This window comes from Aeoliella sp. (assembly GCF_965227375.1).
Taxonomy (GTDB): domain Bacteria; phylum Planctomycetota; class Planctomycetia; order Pirellulales; family Lacipirellulaceae; genus Aeoliella.
The window spans coordinates 1,744,964-1,761,474 of record NZ_CBDDFX010000001.1 but is presented as its reverse complement, the minus strand read 5'-3'; the positions used below and the strand labels follow the sequence as shown (position 1 = coordinate 1,761,474).

Annotated in this window: 17 protein-coding genes; 7 read left to right on the top strand and 10 right to left on the bottom strand. The window is 61.5% G+C overall.

All coding sequences use genetic code 11. The annotated features are described in order from the left end of the window. Nucleotides 1-5 precede the first annotated feature (5 nt). Nucleotides 6-1,106, top strand: coding sequence for a GNAT family N-acetyltransferase (locus ACQK2L_RS07225; RefSeq protein ID WP_425396264.1), 1,101 nt, complete (start codon nt 6-8; stop codon nt 1,104-1,106). A gap of 3 nt (nt 1,107-1,109) precedes the next feature. Beyond that, nucleotides 1,110-1,964 (top strand): XrtA system polysaccharide deacetylase, encoded by an 855-nt coding sequence (locus tag ACQK2L_RS07220; RefSeq protein WP_425396263.1) that lies wholly within the window; start codon nt 1,110-1,112, stop codon nt 1,962-1,964. 2 nt (nt 1,965-1,966) lie between these two features. Here ACQK2L_RS07220 and wecB read toward each other — a convergent pair whose 3' ends face one another. After that, nucleotides 1,967-3,097, bottom strand: coding sequence for a non-hydrolyzing UDP-N-acetylglucosamine 2-epimerase (gene wecB / locus ACQK2L_RS07215; protein WP_425396262.1), 1,131 nt, complete (start codon nt 3,095-3,097; stop codon nt 1,967-1,969). A 327-nt stretch (nt 3,098-3,424) separates the two neighbouring features. On the opposite strand from wecB, the gene ACQK2L_RS07210 reads away from it, so the two are divergent. After that, on the top strand, nt 3,425-4,933 hold the full coding sequence (locus ACQK2L_RS07210; RefSeq protein ID WP_425397427.1) for a PEP-CTERM sorting domain-containing protein: 1,509 nt from the start codon (nt 3,425-3,427) through the stop codon (nt 4,931-4,933). Between the two features lie 48 nt (nt 4,934-4,981). Here ACQK2L_RS07210 and ACQK2L_RS07205 read toward each other — a convergent pair whose 3' ends face one another. Next, nucleotides 4,982-6,019, bottom strand: a complete 1,038-nt coding sequence (locus ACQK2L_RS07205) for a PIN/TRAM domain-containing protein (protein ID WP_425396261.1) — start codon at nt 6,017-6,019, stop codon at nt 4,982-4,984. A gap of 197 nt (nt 6,020-6,216) precedes the next feature. Between ACQK2L_RS07205 and ACQK2L_RS07200 the strand changes: the two genes are divergently transcribed. After that, entirely contained in the window at nt 6,217-6,987 is a 771-nt protein-coding gene (locus tag ACQK2L_RS07200) for a hypothetical protein (protein ID WP_425396260.1), read from the top strand. 31 nt (nt 6,988-7,018) lie between these two features. Then, nucleotides 7,019-7,492, top strand: a complete 474-nt coding sequence (locus tag ACQK2L_RS07195; RefSeq protein ID WP_425396259.1) for an FxsA family protein — start codon at nt 7,019-7,021, stop codon at nt 7,490-7,492. Between the two features lie 9 nt (nt 7,493-7,501). Here ACQK2L_RS07195 and ACQK2L_RS07190 read toward each other — a convergent pair whose 3' ends face one another. The 8 genes from ACQK2L_RS07190 to ACQK2L_RS07155 all read right to left on the bottom strand — a co-directional run bounded on the left by ACQK2L_RS07190 (nt 7,502) and on the right by ACQK2L_RS07155 (nt 13,879). Further along, nucleotides 7,502-8,776, bottom strand: coding sequence for a cytochrome-c peroxidase (locus ACQK2L_RS07190; protein ID WP_425396258.1), 1,275 nt, complete (start codon nt 8,774-8,776; stop codon nt 7,502-7,504). A gap of 14 nt (nt 8,777-8,790) precedes the next feature. Then, nucleotides 8,791-9,309, bottom strand: a complete 519-nt coding sequence (gene tpx, locus ACQK2L_RS07185; RefSeq protein WP_425396257.1) for a thiol peroxidase — start codon at nt 9,307-9,309, stop codon at nt 8,791-8,793. Nucleotides 9,310-9,408: 99 nt separating this feature from the next. Beyond that, nucleotides 9,409-9,972, bottom strand: coding sequence for a hypothetical protein (locus ACQK2L_RS07180; protein ID WP_425396256.1), 564 nt, complete (start codon nt 9,970-9,972; stop codon nt 9,409-9,411). 181 nt (nt 9,973-10,153) lie between these two features. Beyond that, nucleotides 10,154-10,927 (bottom strand): PEP-CTERM sorting domain-containing protein, encoded by a 774-nt coding sequence (locus tag ACQK2L_RS07175; protein ID WP_425396255.1) that lies wholly within the window; start codon nt 10,925-10,927, stop codon nt 10,154-10,156. A gap of 489 nt (nt 10,928-11,416) precedes the next feature. After that, nucleotides 11,417-11,836 carry a TadE/TadG family type IV pilus assembly protein gene (locus tag ACQK2L_RS07170; RefSeq protein WP_425396254.1) on the bottom strand — a complete coding sequence of 140 codons (420 nt, stop codon included), beginning with the start codon at nt 11,834-11,836 and terminating at the stop codon, nt 11,417-11,419. A gap of 47 nt (nt 11,837-11,883) precedes the next feature. Then, on the bottom strand, nt 11,884-13,029 hold the full coding sequence (locus ACQK2L_RS07165; RefSeq protein WP_425396253.1) for a VWA domain-containing protein: 1,146 nt from the start codon (nt 13,027-13,029) through the stop codon (nt 11,884-11,886). A gap of 8 nt (nt 13,030-13,037) precedes the next feature. Then, a complete protein-coding gene (locus tag ACQK2L_RS07160) occupies nt 13,038-13,445 on the bottom strand; it encodes a TadE/TadG family type IV pilus assembly protein (RefSeq protein ID WP_425396252.1) in 408 nt (135 codons plus the stop codon). Continuing rightward, nucleotides 13,445-13,879 (bottom strand): HAMP domain-containing protein, encoded by a 435-nt coding sequence (locus tag ACQK2L_RS07155; protein WP_425396251.1) that lies wholly within the window; start codon nt 13,877-13,879, stop codon nt 13,445-13,447. Before ACQK2L_RS07155 ends, ACQK2L_RS07160 begins: the two co-directional genes overlap by 1 nt. A 298-nt stretch (nt 13,880-14,177) precedes the next feature. Here ACQK2L_RS07155 and ACQK2L_RS07150 point away from each other — a divergent pair, with 298 nt between their 5' ends. Both ACQK2L_RS07150 and ACQK2L_RS07145 read left to right on the top strand, forming a co-directional pair. Continuing rightward, a complete protein-coding gene (locus ACQK2L_RS07150) occupies nt 14,178-15,269 on the top strand; it encodes a TIGR02281 family clan AA aspartic protease (RefSeq protein ID WP_425396250.1) in 1,092 nt (363 codons plus the stop codon). Between the two features lie 105 nt (nt 15,270-15,374). Continuing rightward, nucleotides 15,375-16,502 carry a mechanosensitive ion channel family protein gene (locus ACQK2L_RS07145; RefSeq protein ID WP_425396249.1) on the top strand — a complete coding sequence of 376 codons (1,128 nt, stop codon included), beginning with the start codon at nt 15,375-15,377 and terminating at the stop codon, nt 16,500-16,502. The last annotated feature ends 9 nt before the right edge of the window (nt 16,503-16,511 follow it).

Sequence of the window (16,511 nt, the reverse complement as noted above, 5' to 3'; positions counted from 1 at the left end):
CGCCGATGTCCGCCGCCAGCACGCCCGCAGTCGGCACCGCCAAGATTCGCCCTCTCGCGCCCGACGACCTACCGCAAGTCGCAGAGATTCTCGCGCGGCGCGACAACCACTCATGGAGCCTCGAATCGACGCGGTGGTTCCTGCAAGGACTCGACGAAGACAAATGCCGTGCGTGGGGCGCGGTGGATGGCGATAAGCTGGTCGCGCTGACCAGCTTCTTCCTCCGCTCGCTCCAATGGCAAGACCAGCAGCATCGCGTCGCCTACTGGGCTAATCTCTACATCGATCCTGAGTATCGCTCGCAGATGCTCTACCCGCGGCTGCCCATGACCATGCTGCGGGGGCTCAAGGACGCCGGGGCCGAGTTCCTCTACGCAGCGGTCCGCCTGCAGGACGTCGCCAGGGCGCATAGCGGGATGGGGTTTGGCGAGATTGGCGACCAGCACGTATGGGTGCGCTTCCTGCGCCCCGGCCGCTTCGCCGCCAAGTACAAACAGCTCCCAGCAGCAACCGGTCTGCTGACCGCGCCGCTGGATGCCGCCTACGGACTGGGAGTCGCGCTACGCGGCCGGCTGGCGAAGAGTCACCCGATCGAGGATGTTGCGATCGACGAGGCACCGCTGGCGGAGATCGCCGACCTGGCGAACCGCGCGGCCGCTGGGCAGTTTGCCCAAATTTGGACCGCTGAGATGCTCGCCGAGCGGTACGCTCAAACCCGCGAAGGTGGAGTCTACCGAGCGTTGGTCTGCCGAGATGCGGCCGATTCCTCACTGCAAGCCGCTTTGGTCTATCGGCAAGCGGAGCGCGGCGCGGACATCCAGGTGGCCGTGGTCATGGACCTGGTGCACGCGTCTGGCAACGCCTCGGCGGCTGTTGCCACGGTGCATCGGCTGGAATCGCTGGCCCAGAAGTCAAACATCGAAGCGATTCTGTACTTCGATGGATTGGGCAGCGCAATGCGCGACCTGATGCAGAGCTGCGGCTTCCGCAAGTCGCCCGAGAAGTACACGTTCATGGTCTACCCCAAGAAGGCACGTACCGAACACGCCTGGTTGACCGACCTGGCCAACTGGAATTACTCGTTCCGCGATCACGACGCGTTTTAATCGATGCCCGACACGCCACAACCTGTCCTGACCCACGCCCTGTCGTTCGACATCGAAGACTGGTTCCACATGGTGGAAATCGATGCGGTGTCCGACATCGAGAAGTGGCCTAACTTTCCCACATTGGTCGAACGATACACCGATCAGATCCTCGCAACGGTGGGCGACGCCGGAGTGAAGGCGACGTTCTTTATGCTTGGTTGGGTGGCCGAGCGCTACCCCAACATGGTTCGCAGGATTGCCGACGCGGGGCATGAGCTGGCTTGCCACTCGTATTGGCATCGCCGCGTCGACCAGCTCACTGCCGAAGAATTCCGTGACGACACGCAGCGAACGGTTGATGTCATCGAGCAGAACTCGGGGCAGAAGGTGCTGGGCTATCGGGCGCCGAGCTTCTCGATCACGCCCGGCGCGGAGTGGGCCATCGACGTGCTGCTCGACCTCGGATTTGCGTACGACGCCAGCTTGTTTCCCGCCCGCCGTGGCCATGGTGGTTATCCCTGCGAGCAACCCGCGCACGACTTTTCCGCAACACCCTCGGGCCGATCGATTCGCGAACTGCCCATGAGCATCGGGCGGTTCGCCGGCCGCCGCCTGGCGTTCAGCGGCGGTGGTTACCTGCGGCTGCTGCCCGAGTGGCTCATACAGCGAGGGTTTGCCCAGTTCGAGCAGCAGAACACGCCGGTGGTTGTGTACTTGCATCCGCGCGACTTCGCGGCCGACTGCCCTCGCGTGCCGATGCCCATTCATCGGCGATTCAAGTCGTACGTCGGTCTCGCCAGTACACAGCGCAAGCTCGAGATGATGCTCAGCCGGTACAAATTCGACACCTGCGCCGCGGTGGCGGGTGTGGCTTGAGCTTACAGGTAGCGCTCGGTGATCGCCTCGACGATTCGCGCGGCCGCGTGGCCGTCGCCGTAGGGGTTGGCCACTTCGGCCATCGATCGATATGCGGCCTCGTCGCTTAATAGCCGCGAGACTTCGTCGACAATCGCCTGCTCGTGCGGCCCCACCAGTTTCACCGTGCCGGCCTCCACGCCTTCGGGTCGTTCGGTCGTGTCGCGCATCACCAACACTGGCTTGCCCAGGCTGGGTGCTTCCTCCTGCACACCGCCCGAGTCGGTCAGCACCAGGCGGCAGCGGACTAACAGGGCGACGAACTCGCGATACGGCTGCGGGTCGATCAATCGAATGTTCGGTGTCTCGGCCAGTTCGCGGTGCACCACTTGCTTGACGTTTGGATTCAAGTGCACCGGGTAGACGAACAAGTGATCGGCGAAGCGCTCGGCCAGGGTTTTCAACGCGCTACAGATTTGGTCGAAGCCGCCGCCAAAGTTCTCCCGGCGATGCCCCGTGACCAGCACAAACGGGCGCGTCAGCACCTGGTCACCCACGATCGCAGCGAGCTTTCTCTCAATCGCCTGGGTGGCGTCCTGCTGCTGCCGCTCGACTTCCCACTCCAGTGCATCGATCACCGTGTTGCCGGTCACCACGATGTCGCCTGCGGGAACGTGCTCGGCCAGCAAATGCTGTTTGGAGGTTGTTGTCGGCGCGAAGTGCAGCGACACCAGCGGCGTGGTCAGCCGGCGATTGCCTTCCTCGGGAAACGGTGCCGCCAGGTTGCCGGTCCTCAGCCCCGCTTCGACGTGCCCCACCGGAATGCCGCGGTAGAAGCTGGCGAGCGCGCCGCACAGCACGGTGGTCGTGTCGCCCTGCACCAGCACCATATCGGGCTGGTCAGCGAGCAGCATTTCGTCGATCCGCTCCATCAGCCGCGCGGTGAGCGACGCGAGCGTCTGATTCGCTTGCATCACATCCAACTTTCGGTGAACCGGCAGTTCGAACAAGCCGATCACCTGGTCGATCAATTCGCGATGCTGACCGGTGTTCACCACCCACGCATCCAGCTTCGGATGCCGCTCAATGGCGCGGATGACGGGCGCCATTTTGATGGCTTCGGGGCGGGTGCCCATGAGGACGGCGATACGCATGACGGGGTGTCGAGTGGGCTACGGCAAAACGAACCTAAGGCAATCGAATATTGCATTATGCATGCCGCTGGGGCGGTTGCTGCAAGCGAGCGGGCTTAAAACCGCGCAAATCGACACTTCCGGAGGCATTCGGATAGCTGCAACCATTTTCGCTGCAAGCACTTACGACAACGCTATGGCGACCGCCAAATGCTTGCTAAACTGCGGTGCATGGCTAAGATAAAAGTTGGAGCGTGGTTGTCGCACTCCGATTGCCGGGGGCGCTGTATCTACCACTAGCCGGCAAGATAACTTTTCGCTCCTTTCTGTACTGGAACAGGCTCCTTGATGTACCCACCGGTGAACGTAAGTCGTGCGTTTTTCTCCCCACCCGCCTGGGTGGTGGGCGCGGCCATCGTTGTGGCATTGCTATCGCAGCAAGCCAGCGCCCTGGTCGTCATGGATATCGACCCCACGCCCTACTACGCACCTCCCACCACCCAGACGATGCCAACGGGAGCTTGGGGCACGAATGTCGATCCCGGTTGGTACAACTCCACCGAGCGCGGCGTTTACTTGGGCAATGGATGGGTTCTCTCGGCCAAGCATACCGGCCTGGGCAATTTCTCCGAGTCGCTCAACGGCGACTCCTATAGCATCATTGATGGCGCTACCGTCACACTGAAGAATCCAACGACGCTGACAAACAAAGGACTCACCGCGCAAGCCGATTTACGAATCGCGCGGCTGAATTCCTTTGAGACCTCCGGAACGCCTGAGCAGCAGGCAGCCAGCCAGGGGCTCAATATGCAGTCGATTCACATCGCCTCTTCCAAACCGAGCTTCAACACGCAGATTGTAGCCATTAGCAATGGCCGCACGCGACCCGACGGTGATCCGTTGCTTCAGGCAGAATGGACAGGCTCGACTGTTCCCAGTTCGCTTTCCGATTGCACAGGCAATTGTCTGCACGACGGAAGCGGTTGGCATGCGCTCGGCTACTCCAATCGCGGCAATTTCCGCCAGGCATGGGGGACGAATCGGGTTGAATCGTCCAGTACTGTCAGTAGTCGCTTGGAAGATTTCGACAGTGTCAGTGGAACCAGCCACTATACCCTCGAAGTAAGTGGGAACGACACCGTTGTCATGGGCTTCGACTTCGACGATTACACGTTCACCTACGATGGCTCGCAAGTTGTAGGCGGTGGTTCCGAGATTCAAGCGGCCCAGGGCGACTCCGGCTCCGGCATCTACTACTGGAACACTTCTCAAGGCCGCTGGGAACTCGCCGGCGTCATGCACTCCGTTGCCAATTACGTTAACACCACCACGTCTGCAGCACTTCGCAACGGCAGCAGCAAACTGGGTGACCTTACCGTGTTTACCGACCTGTCGGTCTACAAAGATCAAATCGAAGCCTACATGGCCCCGCCCGAAGGGTACGAGTGGGGAGGTGCACCCGGCGAGGACACACGATTCTTCTCGCTGGTGGGGCGTGAGTTCGGCTACGACGCCAGCGATAACATCGTCCTGCTCAACGAAGGCTTGTGGGGCGACATCGATCTCGACGGCGATGTCGACAACGACGATGTCGAGGCATTCGTCGCCGGCTGGGGAAACGAGCAGGCCACGGGCGATATCTTCTCCTGGAAGCAGGGCGACCTGAATCAGGATGGAATCACCGACCTTAACGACTTCCTCTTGCTCCGCAGCGGCTTCCAACAAGCGGGCGGCGCTTCGCTCAACCTCTCGACCGTGCTCGGTACAACTTCCGGCGTCGTGCCCGAGCCTTCCAGCATACTGCTCCTAGCCAGCGGCGCACTCGGTGTGCTCGCTTGGCGATGGCGTCGAGCCTAGAGCAATTTCAGAAAGCGCTGATTCGCGGAGCGAATCGCGACTATCGGACTATCGTCCGTTTGAGCCGGCGGTGGATTCGAACTTGCCGAACACCATTCGGCCCGCGCTGGTTTGCAGCACGCTGGTCACCGTGGCAATGATCATTTCGCCAATGTGCTCGCGTCCGCCTTCGATAACGACCATGGTGCCGTCTTCCAGATAGCCAACGCCCTGCCGCACGTCCTCGCCCGGCTTGATAAGGCGAACATTGAGCGACTCGCCAGGCAGGAAGATCGGCTTGAGCGAATTGGCGATGTCGTTCAGGTTCACCACGCCGACGCTGTGCAGCTTGGCGACCTTGTTGAGGTTGTAATCGTTGGTGACCACTTTGCCTTCCAAGTGCTTGGCCAGCAGCACCAACTTCTGATCGACTGGCTGCCCAGTAAACTCGGGCAGGTCACGGTCGAAGATCATCAGGTCGACTTTGGGATTGCTTTGCAGTCGATTGAGAATATCGAGCCCCCGTCGGCCACGCCCTCGTTTGAGCTTGTCGCTCGAGTCCGCGATGCCCTGCAACTCGGCAATGACGAACTGTGGCATGATCAACTGGTTGTCGATGGCGTGCGTTTCGATCAGGTCGGCGATGCGGCCGTCGATCACCACGCTGGTGTCGAGCACCAGCGGTTTGAGGCCCTTCATCTCCTTGGCGAATTCGACGTAGGGAATGATGAAGCGGAAGTCGTCGCGCGTCTGAAGCAACACGCTGATGGAGACGTAGCAGGTGATCGCGGCCACGGCCAGCTTGACCCAATCGGCCACGTCGGGGTTGGGGATTTGCTCGATCAGCGGCGTCAATCCGAGCTGCAGGACGTAGCTCAGGAACAAGCCGATCACCGCACCGAAGTACACGGCCGTGATCACGTCGAGTCGCTTGCGGCGGATCAGGATGTCGCCTGCCAGCACGGCCGCCGCGCCGAGCATCACGCCGAAAAACGCCAGCCACGGCAGGAAGCTGAATGTGCTCTGGAACAAGTCGGACCGCACCACCTGCACACCTAGTGCGATGGCGACCATCAGGAACATTACGCGGAGGATGACCAGAGCCATGGCATTCGGCGGTGGTGGGCAGGCGGAAAACGCCCCCGTGCGGGGCTTGTACTCATTCTACCCAACGTGCGGTGGGCAAAACAGCGGCAATCGGCACTACCGGCCCAGCTCGCCCGCAGGGCATCGCGCCAGACGGTATAACATGCCTATTCGCTCCCCCGGCAAGGCCGCACCGCATCCCACCATGCGATTGGACCATGAACGACCCCGATTCACCCCAGCCGCCGTCCCCATCGAGCGAGGACCATTCGACGCACGTTGAAGCGGTGGAGCACGACGAAGCGGAGGACCACTCGAAGTCGATCCAACGTCCCCCGCCACCGCGTCTGCGGATTCATCATGTATTTCTCTTAACTGTCGTGGTTGCCCTGCTCGCAAGCATGCTACGGGCGTTTCCCGGCTGGAGCGAACTGGGCGAAACGCAAGAGATGGTGTGGAAGACTTACCAGGCCATCGTGGCGATCCTTATCGCAACGGGGGTCACCATCACCGGACTGGGAGTATGGTGGCGGTGGCGAGGTTTCGCCTACTGGGACCAACCGGGGCAGTACATCGCCCTGTTCTACGCAATCTGGGTCATCTCCTACCTGACTGCACTTTGGGAAGTAGTCGTGTTTGGCGACGCTCCCTACCGCAACACAGTGGCAATACAAACCTGCCTTGCTCTGTTTAGGCTACCCGTGGAGATTTACGTCGTCTGGAAGGTCGCCGACTCCGTACCGTGGCGCGTCTTCTTTGGATTGGGAGTACTGACTTCGGTTCTCCAATGCCTCGGCGCCTGGCAGACATGGTGGAGCACTGCGCTATTTCTCACGGTGCTTGGATGGGCCATTCTGAGCGATATTCGGCGAGGTGTCCCGCGACACTGGTCCCATTGGTGCGGTGCCGCGCTAACCGCATGCAACGGAATCCTTAGAGTCAGCGTAACCCTGCTGATCCAATCGGGCTTTTTTGAAACTACGTCTTAATCGACCGGTCCTACGAGCCTACAATTACCGCATGTTACTACTCTACCTATTTTTGCTGTTTACCGTCGGCCCGTTGGTCGAGCTGCTGCTGCTGATTTACGTCGGCACGCAGATTGGCTGGCCGGAGACGATCGGTATTGTGTTGTTGACCGGCATCATCGGCGCCGCGCTCGCGCGGTGGCAAGGCGTGAAGGCCGTGCTGCGCGTGCAGCGGCGGATTGGTCGTGGGCAAGTGCCAGGCGACGAGCTCTTCGACGGCGTGCTCATTCTGGTGGCGGGCGTGCTGTTGGTAACGCCGGGCATCCTGACCGACCTGCTGGGCTTCGCCCTGCTGACGCCCCCCTTGCGCAGCGTGATCAAGAGCATGCTGCGACGCTGGGCGAAGAAGAACATCGAAGTTCGCACGGCGCAGTCCGCTCAGTTCTGGTCGAGCAGCTCACCGCCGCCGCAGTACCGCGACGAGATCATCGACGCGGAAGTGGTCGAGACGCGCGTGGTGGAATAAGTCGCGAGACTACTCAGGGAGGCGTCCGGTTTCCACTTTGGGGAACTCTCCTGTGAGGGCACGCATGAATTCGACCAGGTCGGCCTTGTCCTGCTTGCTCAGCCCCAGCGGCTCGATGCTCTCGGACAGCCACTCATTCGCGTGGCCACCTTGGTCGTACCACTCGACCACCTCGGCCAGCGTTTTCTGCGAACCGTCGTGCATGTACGGTGCAGTGAGCGCCACGTTGCGGAGTGTGGGAGTCTTGAACGCTCCGCGGTCGGCGTCATCCTTGGTCACTTCGTAGCGACCTAGATCGGGCTCCTCGGCGTCCATGCCGACGCCCAGGTTGTGGTACAACTCGTCGCTGTAGTTGGCCCCGTTGTGGCAGACCGAGCAACCCGCGGAGCCGAAGAATAGCTCGCCGCCGCGAATGGCCGACTCGCTTACCGGCTTCCCGCGGCTGGCGGCTTGCAGCTGGCGGTACTCGGCCACCAACTCGGGATCTTCCTCCTCGAGTTCGTCCAAGTATTCCAGATCGTCAGCGTACGCCCGCTCGAAGGCCGCAAGCCGCTCGTGGTGATCCCATGGCGTGGGGCCGGTGACGATGGCTCGCTCGAAACTGGCGATCGCCCGGCCAACGTTGTCGATGGTCACTCCGTCGCGGAAGATTCGCTCGAACTGCACGCGATAGCCTTCGATTTGCGCCAGGCAGTCGACGCACGCGTTGTGCGTGTTGGACATCTCCACCGGATTGGCGATCGGTCCGACCGCTTGGTCTTCCAGAGTGGCCGCGCGGCCGTCCCAGAACTGGGCTCCGCTCAGGATGCGATTGTAACTCACCGGCGAGTTACGCCCGCCCGCCTGGTTGCGAACGCCGAAGCTCACCGCTGTGTCGTCGGCGTAACCTTGCGCCGGCGCGTGGCACGATGCGCAGCTAATCGTGCTGTCGCTCGACAGCCGGTTGTCGAAGTATAACTGGCGGCCGAGTTCGATCTTGGCCCGCGTGAGCGGGTTCTCCTCGAGGCCCGCAATCTCCTTCTCGCCAGCCGCCAGCCCGAGCGGCAACTCGGGCTCCAGCGGCTGGTGACTGCGCGGATCGTCGAGCCAGGCGTGAATCTCCTCCAGCGTCAAAGGCCCCTCGCCTGGGATGCCGGACACCAATTCGTCGCTGCCCAGCAGGACCACATCCGTCTCGGGCGACGAGGGCTCGTTGGCCCAGGCGGCTCGCAGGTTCGCATAGAGCGCCAGCCCAGCGGCGACGCTCGCGACGCTGAATACTACGACTCGAAGATGTCTACTCATGGTGCTGCAGGCTACTAGCTGGCCGATTTCAACGCAGCCAGGGCCGCGTCGTAGTCCGGCTCGCTGGTCACTTCGGGTACGTACTCAGCGTGGACCACGTTGCCCTGGCTATCGAGCACGAAGCAGGCGCGGCACATGATCTTCAGTTCTTCGATCAGCGTGCCCCACGCGTTGCCAAAGTTGCGGTCCTGGTAATCGCTACCCACTTTCATGTTGGTGATGCCTTCGGCGCCGCAGAAGCGGTTCATGGCGAACGGCAGATCGAGGCTCACGGTCACGGCGTTGATCGAATCGCCCATGCCGGCCAGCGACTCGTTGAACTTCTTGGTTTGAATCGCGCAGACACCGGTGTCGAGCGAGGGAACCACGCTCAGCAGGCTTGGCTTGCCCTTCAGGTCGGCGAGCGTCAGCGGCTGCAGCCCACCCTCGAAGTAGTGCAGCGTAAAGTCCGGCGCGGCCTGGCCAGCGGACACGGCATCGCCGGCCAGAGTCATCGGGTTACCTTTGAACGTGATAGCTCCACTTCGCGACATGGTATGGCTCCGCTTCTTGTGAATATTGGTTGGTTGCAGCAAGGTCTCAGTATCGCGCGGCACTCCGGCGGCTGGCAAGGGTGGCCACTGCTCGCCCGCCTACTCTCCCACCGCCCTGCGGTAGCAGAAGTCGAACAGCAGCTCCCACTCGGCCTGCTGCACCGCGCGGCAGAAGTCCTGGTCGTCGCCGCCCCGCACCGCCTGCTGGCAGCAGTCGACGAAGGCGAAGGGATCCCACTCGTCCCCCAAGGGAAGCACCCCAGAGGCCCCCTGTTCGGCGGCCAACCGCTCGGCAGCCTCGGCCAGCGGCTCGAACACCGGATGGTGCCCGACGTTGCGGAACCAGTACTTGGCGTTGGAGAAGTCGCCTTCGCGGCGATGCATGATGCCGTGCCAGAAACTGCCAGTGCTGCTGCCGATGCCCTGGCTGATGGTGTGCGAGTCGTCCAGGTGATCGTACAGCAGCCACACCCCAGCCAGGCAGGCGGAGGCCATCTCGCGATCCGCCACACTGGCGTGCTCGAACGCGTCGGCTGGCTTCAGGCTGCTCAGGCGGCTGGCGATCTGGTGCTCAGGTGCGCCCTCGTCCAACGCGCGGCAGCGATCGACCGAGAGCAACTCGGCAAAGGTGGGCCCGTAGTCGGCGGGGTCGAAAGTCGGCATCGATGTCTCGGTCGTTCGTTAGGGTCGGTGATCGTGATTAGGCTTGCCGTATAGTAGTCGACCGGCGCGCGATGTGTCACCTGCTGCACGTGTCCGTACGCTACCCCAAAAAGAAAACACCCACCTGAACGACTAATCGTCCAGATGGGTGCGAGTTGCTGGGTAGGCAGTGCGCCGACTCTCAGGCGAAGCGGCGGTAGGCCAATCCTAGTCCGGCCAAGGTGCCCAACAGGAGCACCGAAGTTGGCTCGGGGACTTCGGGGTTATACTCGGGATTCGGGACCAAATCGCCTGGATTGATCTTGAAGTCCTTCTTGGCGATGAACGCAATCGTGCTGGGATTAGACTCGCTGATAGCTGCCAGCGTATCGTCAAGCACCACCTTGGCCTTCGTTACACCAAACTCCGGCGTGAGGCCGGCATTCTGCAGTGTCGGGGCGAAGTCGACGAACAAGACGTTACCCCAAGGTTGGTTGAGTCCCGGGCTCGATGTCAGGTCGGCGGTGAACTGCGTGCTGGCGACAACGGTCAGCGGGTTGGGGAGCATCACGCCATCGACGGCGAGAATCTCAACCTCAGCAAATACACCCGCCGCAACGGAGGTAACACTGCTACCTGCGCCGAACAGGGTGAGGTCGCCACTCTCGGTGATGGTGAGCGCGCTGAAGCCGCCGGCTACGCCGGTTGAGTTTTGGGCCACCATCATGTCGAAGTTCAATTGACCATCGAACAGGTCGGCGCCGCCACCTTCGGAACTCGCGCCGAACTGCATGGGATCGAAGTCGAGCGTGTTGGCGGTGATCTCTGGAGCACCGTAGCGGGCCGGTGGCACCGGATCAGTAGAGGAGCTTTCGGTAACGTCTGTGTACATTACCGAACCGGGCGGTATGTCACTGAAATCGCCATACAGAATCGCGGCGTACGAATTGCTTGTGCTGGCTACAACCGTTGCCATGACAAGCCAGGCAAAAACTTGGCGCAATGAACAAGTCATGAGGTCAATCCCCGAGAGTAGTGATGTGTGAGCTGTGTAGGTTTATCGACGGAAAAAACGATAGATTCGTTTGTGGGAATGCGAATTTACGTGTTCAGCATTAGCGCTCCACAAGCTCTTCTATCGAGGGTTTCCGTCAGCTCACCATCGCCTGCGATTCCGCGCCGAGGCCACCAAAGCTCCAACGCTCGTCGCAATACGGGATTGCCAGACGTTTGACACGCCAACAAAAAAACAACCTCTCAAAATCTCTACCACTGGCGCGAAATTGCGCGCAGATGGATAGGGAGATCTTGAGAGGTTGCTTTTATTAGCGGCTTTTTTGCTGTGTTTAGTTCTTATCCAATAAGGGGTTTACGGTGTGAGTCCTTCTCACAGTTACCACATTAAGCGTGGTTGGGTGCAATGTCAACAGATGCGCCAGGAAAAACTGTCGCTTTTCCCTACAAGCTAGCGGGTCTCGACGCGCTCGGTGCGAAGCGTGCTGCTGGACTCTATTTGCCGGCCGCCCGTGAATTTGGGCGTTACCAACGCGTTGTCGTCCACCGGAATCACTACCGACACGGTCACCTCGGTCGAGTCGGGCCCCAGATTTGGGGGGTCGACCGTCACCTGGGTGCCACGCGCGCCGACCACCGACATGATCCGCTCGGCCTCGGCGATCGCCTCGGCGGCCGTAGCGCCAGGGACCATCGCCACCCGGGCGGCCTCGTACGCGGCGTTGTCGGCCGTGTGTCGGACCACGTTGAGCCAACTGAACTCGAACATCGCCAGCACCACCAGGATGAACACCGGCGCGCAGATGGCAAACTCCACCATCACCGCACCACGGCGCTCGGAACTACGGTAATTGCGACTCGCTTTGATCATTTGCCAAACTTCCACAGTTGCCGGACCGCCAAGCGGTCCTGGTAGGTTTACTCGGTCAGCAACACGGGCAGCGTCCGGGCGATTTCGCGGAACACCTCGCTCAGGTCGCCCGCCGTGTCGGCATGGTAGTGTTCGCCGCCGGTGATGCTGGCTACCTGTTGCATCCGTGTCTGGTCGGCTCCGGCGCCAAACGAAATGGTATGCACGGTAATGTCCTGGGCAGCCGCCAGGCGGGCGATGACCGATGGCTCGACGCCGGTGTTATGCAGCCCGTCGGTCATCAGCACGATGGTCTTCACGGCAAACGGCCGCGCACTGCTGTCGTTCAGCGCGGCGATGCCCTGTCGAAGTCCTTCGCCAATGGCGGTGCTGCCACCGATGCCGCGGAGCATAAAGTCGTCCATCTGAGCGCGAATGGCGGTGTAGTTCTGCGTGAGCGGCTCACGTATATCGGCGGTGTCGAAATCGAGGTTGCCATTGCGGCGACAGCGCTTGCGAAACTCGCTGCTGTAGCTGGCCAGCGCCACCTGCTCGTCGGGGAAGGTGTTGTCCAGTTCGTCCAGGAACGCACCAATCGCGGTATGCAGTGCCGCGAAGCGAGTGGTGTTGCTCAAGGGGCCGCAGTTTTGGCCGTTGCGGTCGCCACGGACCGACAGATCGAGCCCCATGGACCCCGAGCGGTCGATCACCAAGCAAATGTCGCGGTCCAGCACCGTGGAGGTGGCCTCCTGCACCGGCTGGAAGGTATCGACGCCCAGCACGCGGGCGAAGAACAAACTCACCGGACCAGCCACCGAGTCGTTGGTCCGCCGCCCGTCGACATGGATGGCGTTCAGCACGCCGGTATTGGCCGGGGTGAACACAAATCGTCCGGTGCCGCCGGGTTGCTCGGAAATGCCAAATGTCACGTCGCTGTCCGCCACCTGCATGGGCACGCCGGCCACCAGGTTTCGACTGGCCGCTTCGATGGCGGCCGCGCGAGCAACGTCCTGGTCTTGCGACACCGAAAGCACCTTGGCGCCCGCCCTGGCCGCCGCATCGGTAGCGGTGCGAAGTTCGGTGTTCACCAGCTGCATCCACGCCACGTCGATGGCGAAGGCCATCATCAGCGCGAGCACCGGCAACACAATGGCCACCAGCACCAGGATGGCGCCGCGGCGTTGGGACGAAGGTTTTCTACGAACGGCGAGCATCGGCAGCCTCAGATTTCTTTCATCATCACAGCGGAAGCGTCGACCTGGGCGTCACGGAAGAACTTCAGCGGCAGCACGTTGTTCTGGTCCGATGGAGCCGTGATTCGAACGGTCATGTAATCGCCCGCCGGAACGTCCGACACTTCGCCAGGCGTTACGGTCACCGTGGCCCCGTCGATCCGGCGATCGCGAAGGATGTCTTCACAGGTGGTTCGCACATCGGCGGTCGTTGCGCCGGGCTTCACCGCCGTGTGAGCTCCTTCGTACGCGGCGACGGCCAGCGACTGCTTGAGGAACACCATCGAGCAGGTCTCGATCATGCCCAGCACCAGCAGCACCAAGATCGGCAGACACACGGCGAACTCCGCGGCGGCCACGCCGCGGCGGAGGTTGCGTTTGGGTCGTTGAGGGCTCATCAGGTGCCGGGCTCCTCGTTCTTGGTCGGGGCGTTGCCCAGACGGTCGATCACCTGGTTCATGTCCGCGGCGATCTCTTTCCAGAAGTCGTTGTCGCGGAACTCAATCCGCTCGGGGTTCGAACCGCTAGCCAGGCTGTGAATCACCTGGCGCAGCCGGAACACCGGACCAGCGAAGCGATGGCTCAAGCGAATCGAGTCGTACACGAACAGCGGAATCAAACAAGCCAGCACCAGCAGCATCGGACTGTAGGTCCACCAGGCGCGTGTTACCACTTCGCTGATCGACTGGAAAGGATCGCTCATCCACTCCAGGCCCACCACCAGCAGCAGCGCTATTCCGGTGTAGGCCAACCAGTGCACGACCAGCCGACGCCACAGCGCGCCCTGGACCTGAGGATCGACATATTCCTTGCCACGTTTGTTTCGACTCATTGCGTTAGGCCTCCAGGCAACCGGCGGCGGTCGCCAGACTCAGAAACGGATTATCCAAGTAACGATAGGACACGCTGCGGGTGGCAGTAGAGCGGAACTGCAAGCTCGCCGCAGGCCACGACCCGGAGGGCGGCCTCCAGGTCGGACAATCGGCCCAACCAGCACACGTCGAACGGCTAGGGCGAACTGCTGCACCCGACGCGCACGCGGCCGCTCGCTGGCAGCGAAGTTTGCCCCGCGCCAAGGCAACTGTTAGGATGAGAAGACTCCCACCTGCCCCCCTGCCCTGGAGCAATCCATGATTCCGCGAATCTACACTGTTTTCGCTAGTCTCGCCGTGCTGTCGTTGCTGGTCGCTTCGGCTCACGCGGACCAGGCTTCGGCGACCGCCACGTTGGAAGAGGCGGGCTTCAAGGTGAGCGGCTCGCGACTGACCACCGAGCAGGAAGCGGAGGTCTCCACCGCGCTGAAGGAAGTGAACAAGCTTCGGCGTAGTCTGATGACCGCCACTCGCGGGTTGGTTTCCGTGCAGGGCAAGGTCGATCAGCACAAGGCAAAGATCGCTCAACTTACCCATCGGTACGTGCAGCTTAGTACCCAACTGGCCAACGTGCGTCAGGGCGACGTCGAAACTAACAACCGTCTGGTTGGCGCGCTGCAAGCGCTGCAGGGGCAACTCGATTTGCTCAAAGGTCAAACGCCCAAGGCCGACGAAGCCGAGTCGAAAGCCCGCGCCGAGTGGAGCAAAGCCCGCGAGGCCTACTTGAAGCAGGTGCTCGTTATTCGCGACCTGGTCGACTCGGCCAGCCAGTTGTACGAGAGCGCCGCAGAGAACGACGAGCTGAAGCAAGCCGTGGAGGAGCTGAACACCGCCACCGGCAAGGAGTACAGCCTGGAGCCTTCCCGCTCGCTTGCATCCGCCATGCGTAAGCTCGAAGCGTTGGAAGACGAGGTGCTGACCGAAGCCATCCCGCTCCGCCGCCAAGGCAACACGCTCTACGCGTCGGTCACCGTGAACGGCAAGTACGACAAGGAGATGGTGGTCGACTCGGGAGCCAGCATGATCCTGTTGCCCCAAGCGGTGGCCAAGGAGTTGGGCGTCGAGCCCACCAAGGACGATCCCATGGTCCAACTCGTCATGGCCGACGGGCGGACAATCATGGGGCAGATGGTCAAACTCGACGAGGTCCGCGTGGGCCAGTTCTCCGTGAAAGACGTCGAAGCGGCCGTGCTCGGCGCCGACGCGGTCGCCGCCGAACCGCTCTTGGGCATGAGCTTCCTGGGCAACTTCAAGTTTGAACTCGACGCCAAGTCCGGCGAACTCACCCTGGTCGACGTCGAAGGCGCCAACCCAGCCGAAGAGAAGAAGCCGCGACGCGGACGGCGATAGACACGCGTGCCACGCGCGACCTATATCTAGTCGCAATCCTGACAATACTTCGCTCTCCTCCGTGCAGCTGCGTACCCACCTTCTCTTCCTCTTCTGGCGCGCCGATTGCGTTGTTGGGTAATTACTCCACCCAACACGCCTGTTCGCCAAGCGACGCCGGTCTCTCACACCTGGATGGGTGGTCGCTTGGCGGCCAGCGTGGTCGCGCGACAGCGCGATTCGCCTATCGAACCCTGTGTATCGCTTACAATGTTCCATCCTCAGTCCTTTTGCTTGCTGGCTCAAACTTCAGTGGAGCCGACGCCCGAGACTTCCGACGCACCTGCTGAATCTACTGAAAATTTGCCTACCGACGCGGCCGGTGCTTTGGAGGTGGTGCTCGACAGTGTGTACAGCATGTGGTCCGACTTCCTCGCTCGGTTACCACTGATTGTCGCGGGGCTGATAGTTCTGTTCGTTACTTGGGGTTTGACGAAGCTGGCCGACCGCGGCCTTCGTTTTGCATTGCGGCGTACTCGCTTGCGACGAAGCCTCCGCGAACTGGTGCGGCAGCTTGTTTACATCACGGTCTGGATCGTGGGTCTGTTGACCGCCGCGGTCATCGTGTTTCCCGGCATGACGCCAGCGAAGGTGCTCACGGTGCTGGGGCTAAGCTCGATTGCCATTGGGTTTGCGTTCAAGGACATTGTCGAGAATTTCTTCGCAGGCGCGCTCATCCTGTGGCGGTTTCCGTTCGAGCCCGGCGACTTCATCGAGTGCGGCGAGTTGATGGGCAAAGTCGAGGAGACCACCATCCGCATGACCACGCTCCGCCAGGTCGATGGCCAGTTGGTCGTGGTGCCCAACGCTCAGTTGTTCAAGTCTCCAGTGTTTGTGATTACCAGCCAGCCGAAGCGGCGCATCACCGTAATGTGTGGAGTCGACTACGAAACCGACTTAGACCAAGCGCAGCAGGTACTGCGCAAAGCAGTGGAACGCTGTTCGTCAGTCGACGTGGACCACCCAGTCGAGATATTCTGCCAGGAATTCGGCGGATCGAGCATCAACTTCGAAGTCACTTGGTGGACCGGCTCCACGCCGCTCGATGTGCGTGAGTCGCGCGACGAAGTCGTCCGCACAGTCAAAGCAGCACTCGACGATGCCGAGATCAGCATCCCGTTCCCGCACCGCACGCTCACCTTCAAGGAAGACCTTGCTTTTCAGCAAATCGAGCACGCAAATGGTGAACCCTAGCTCGCGGGG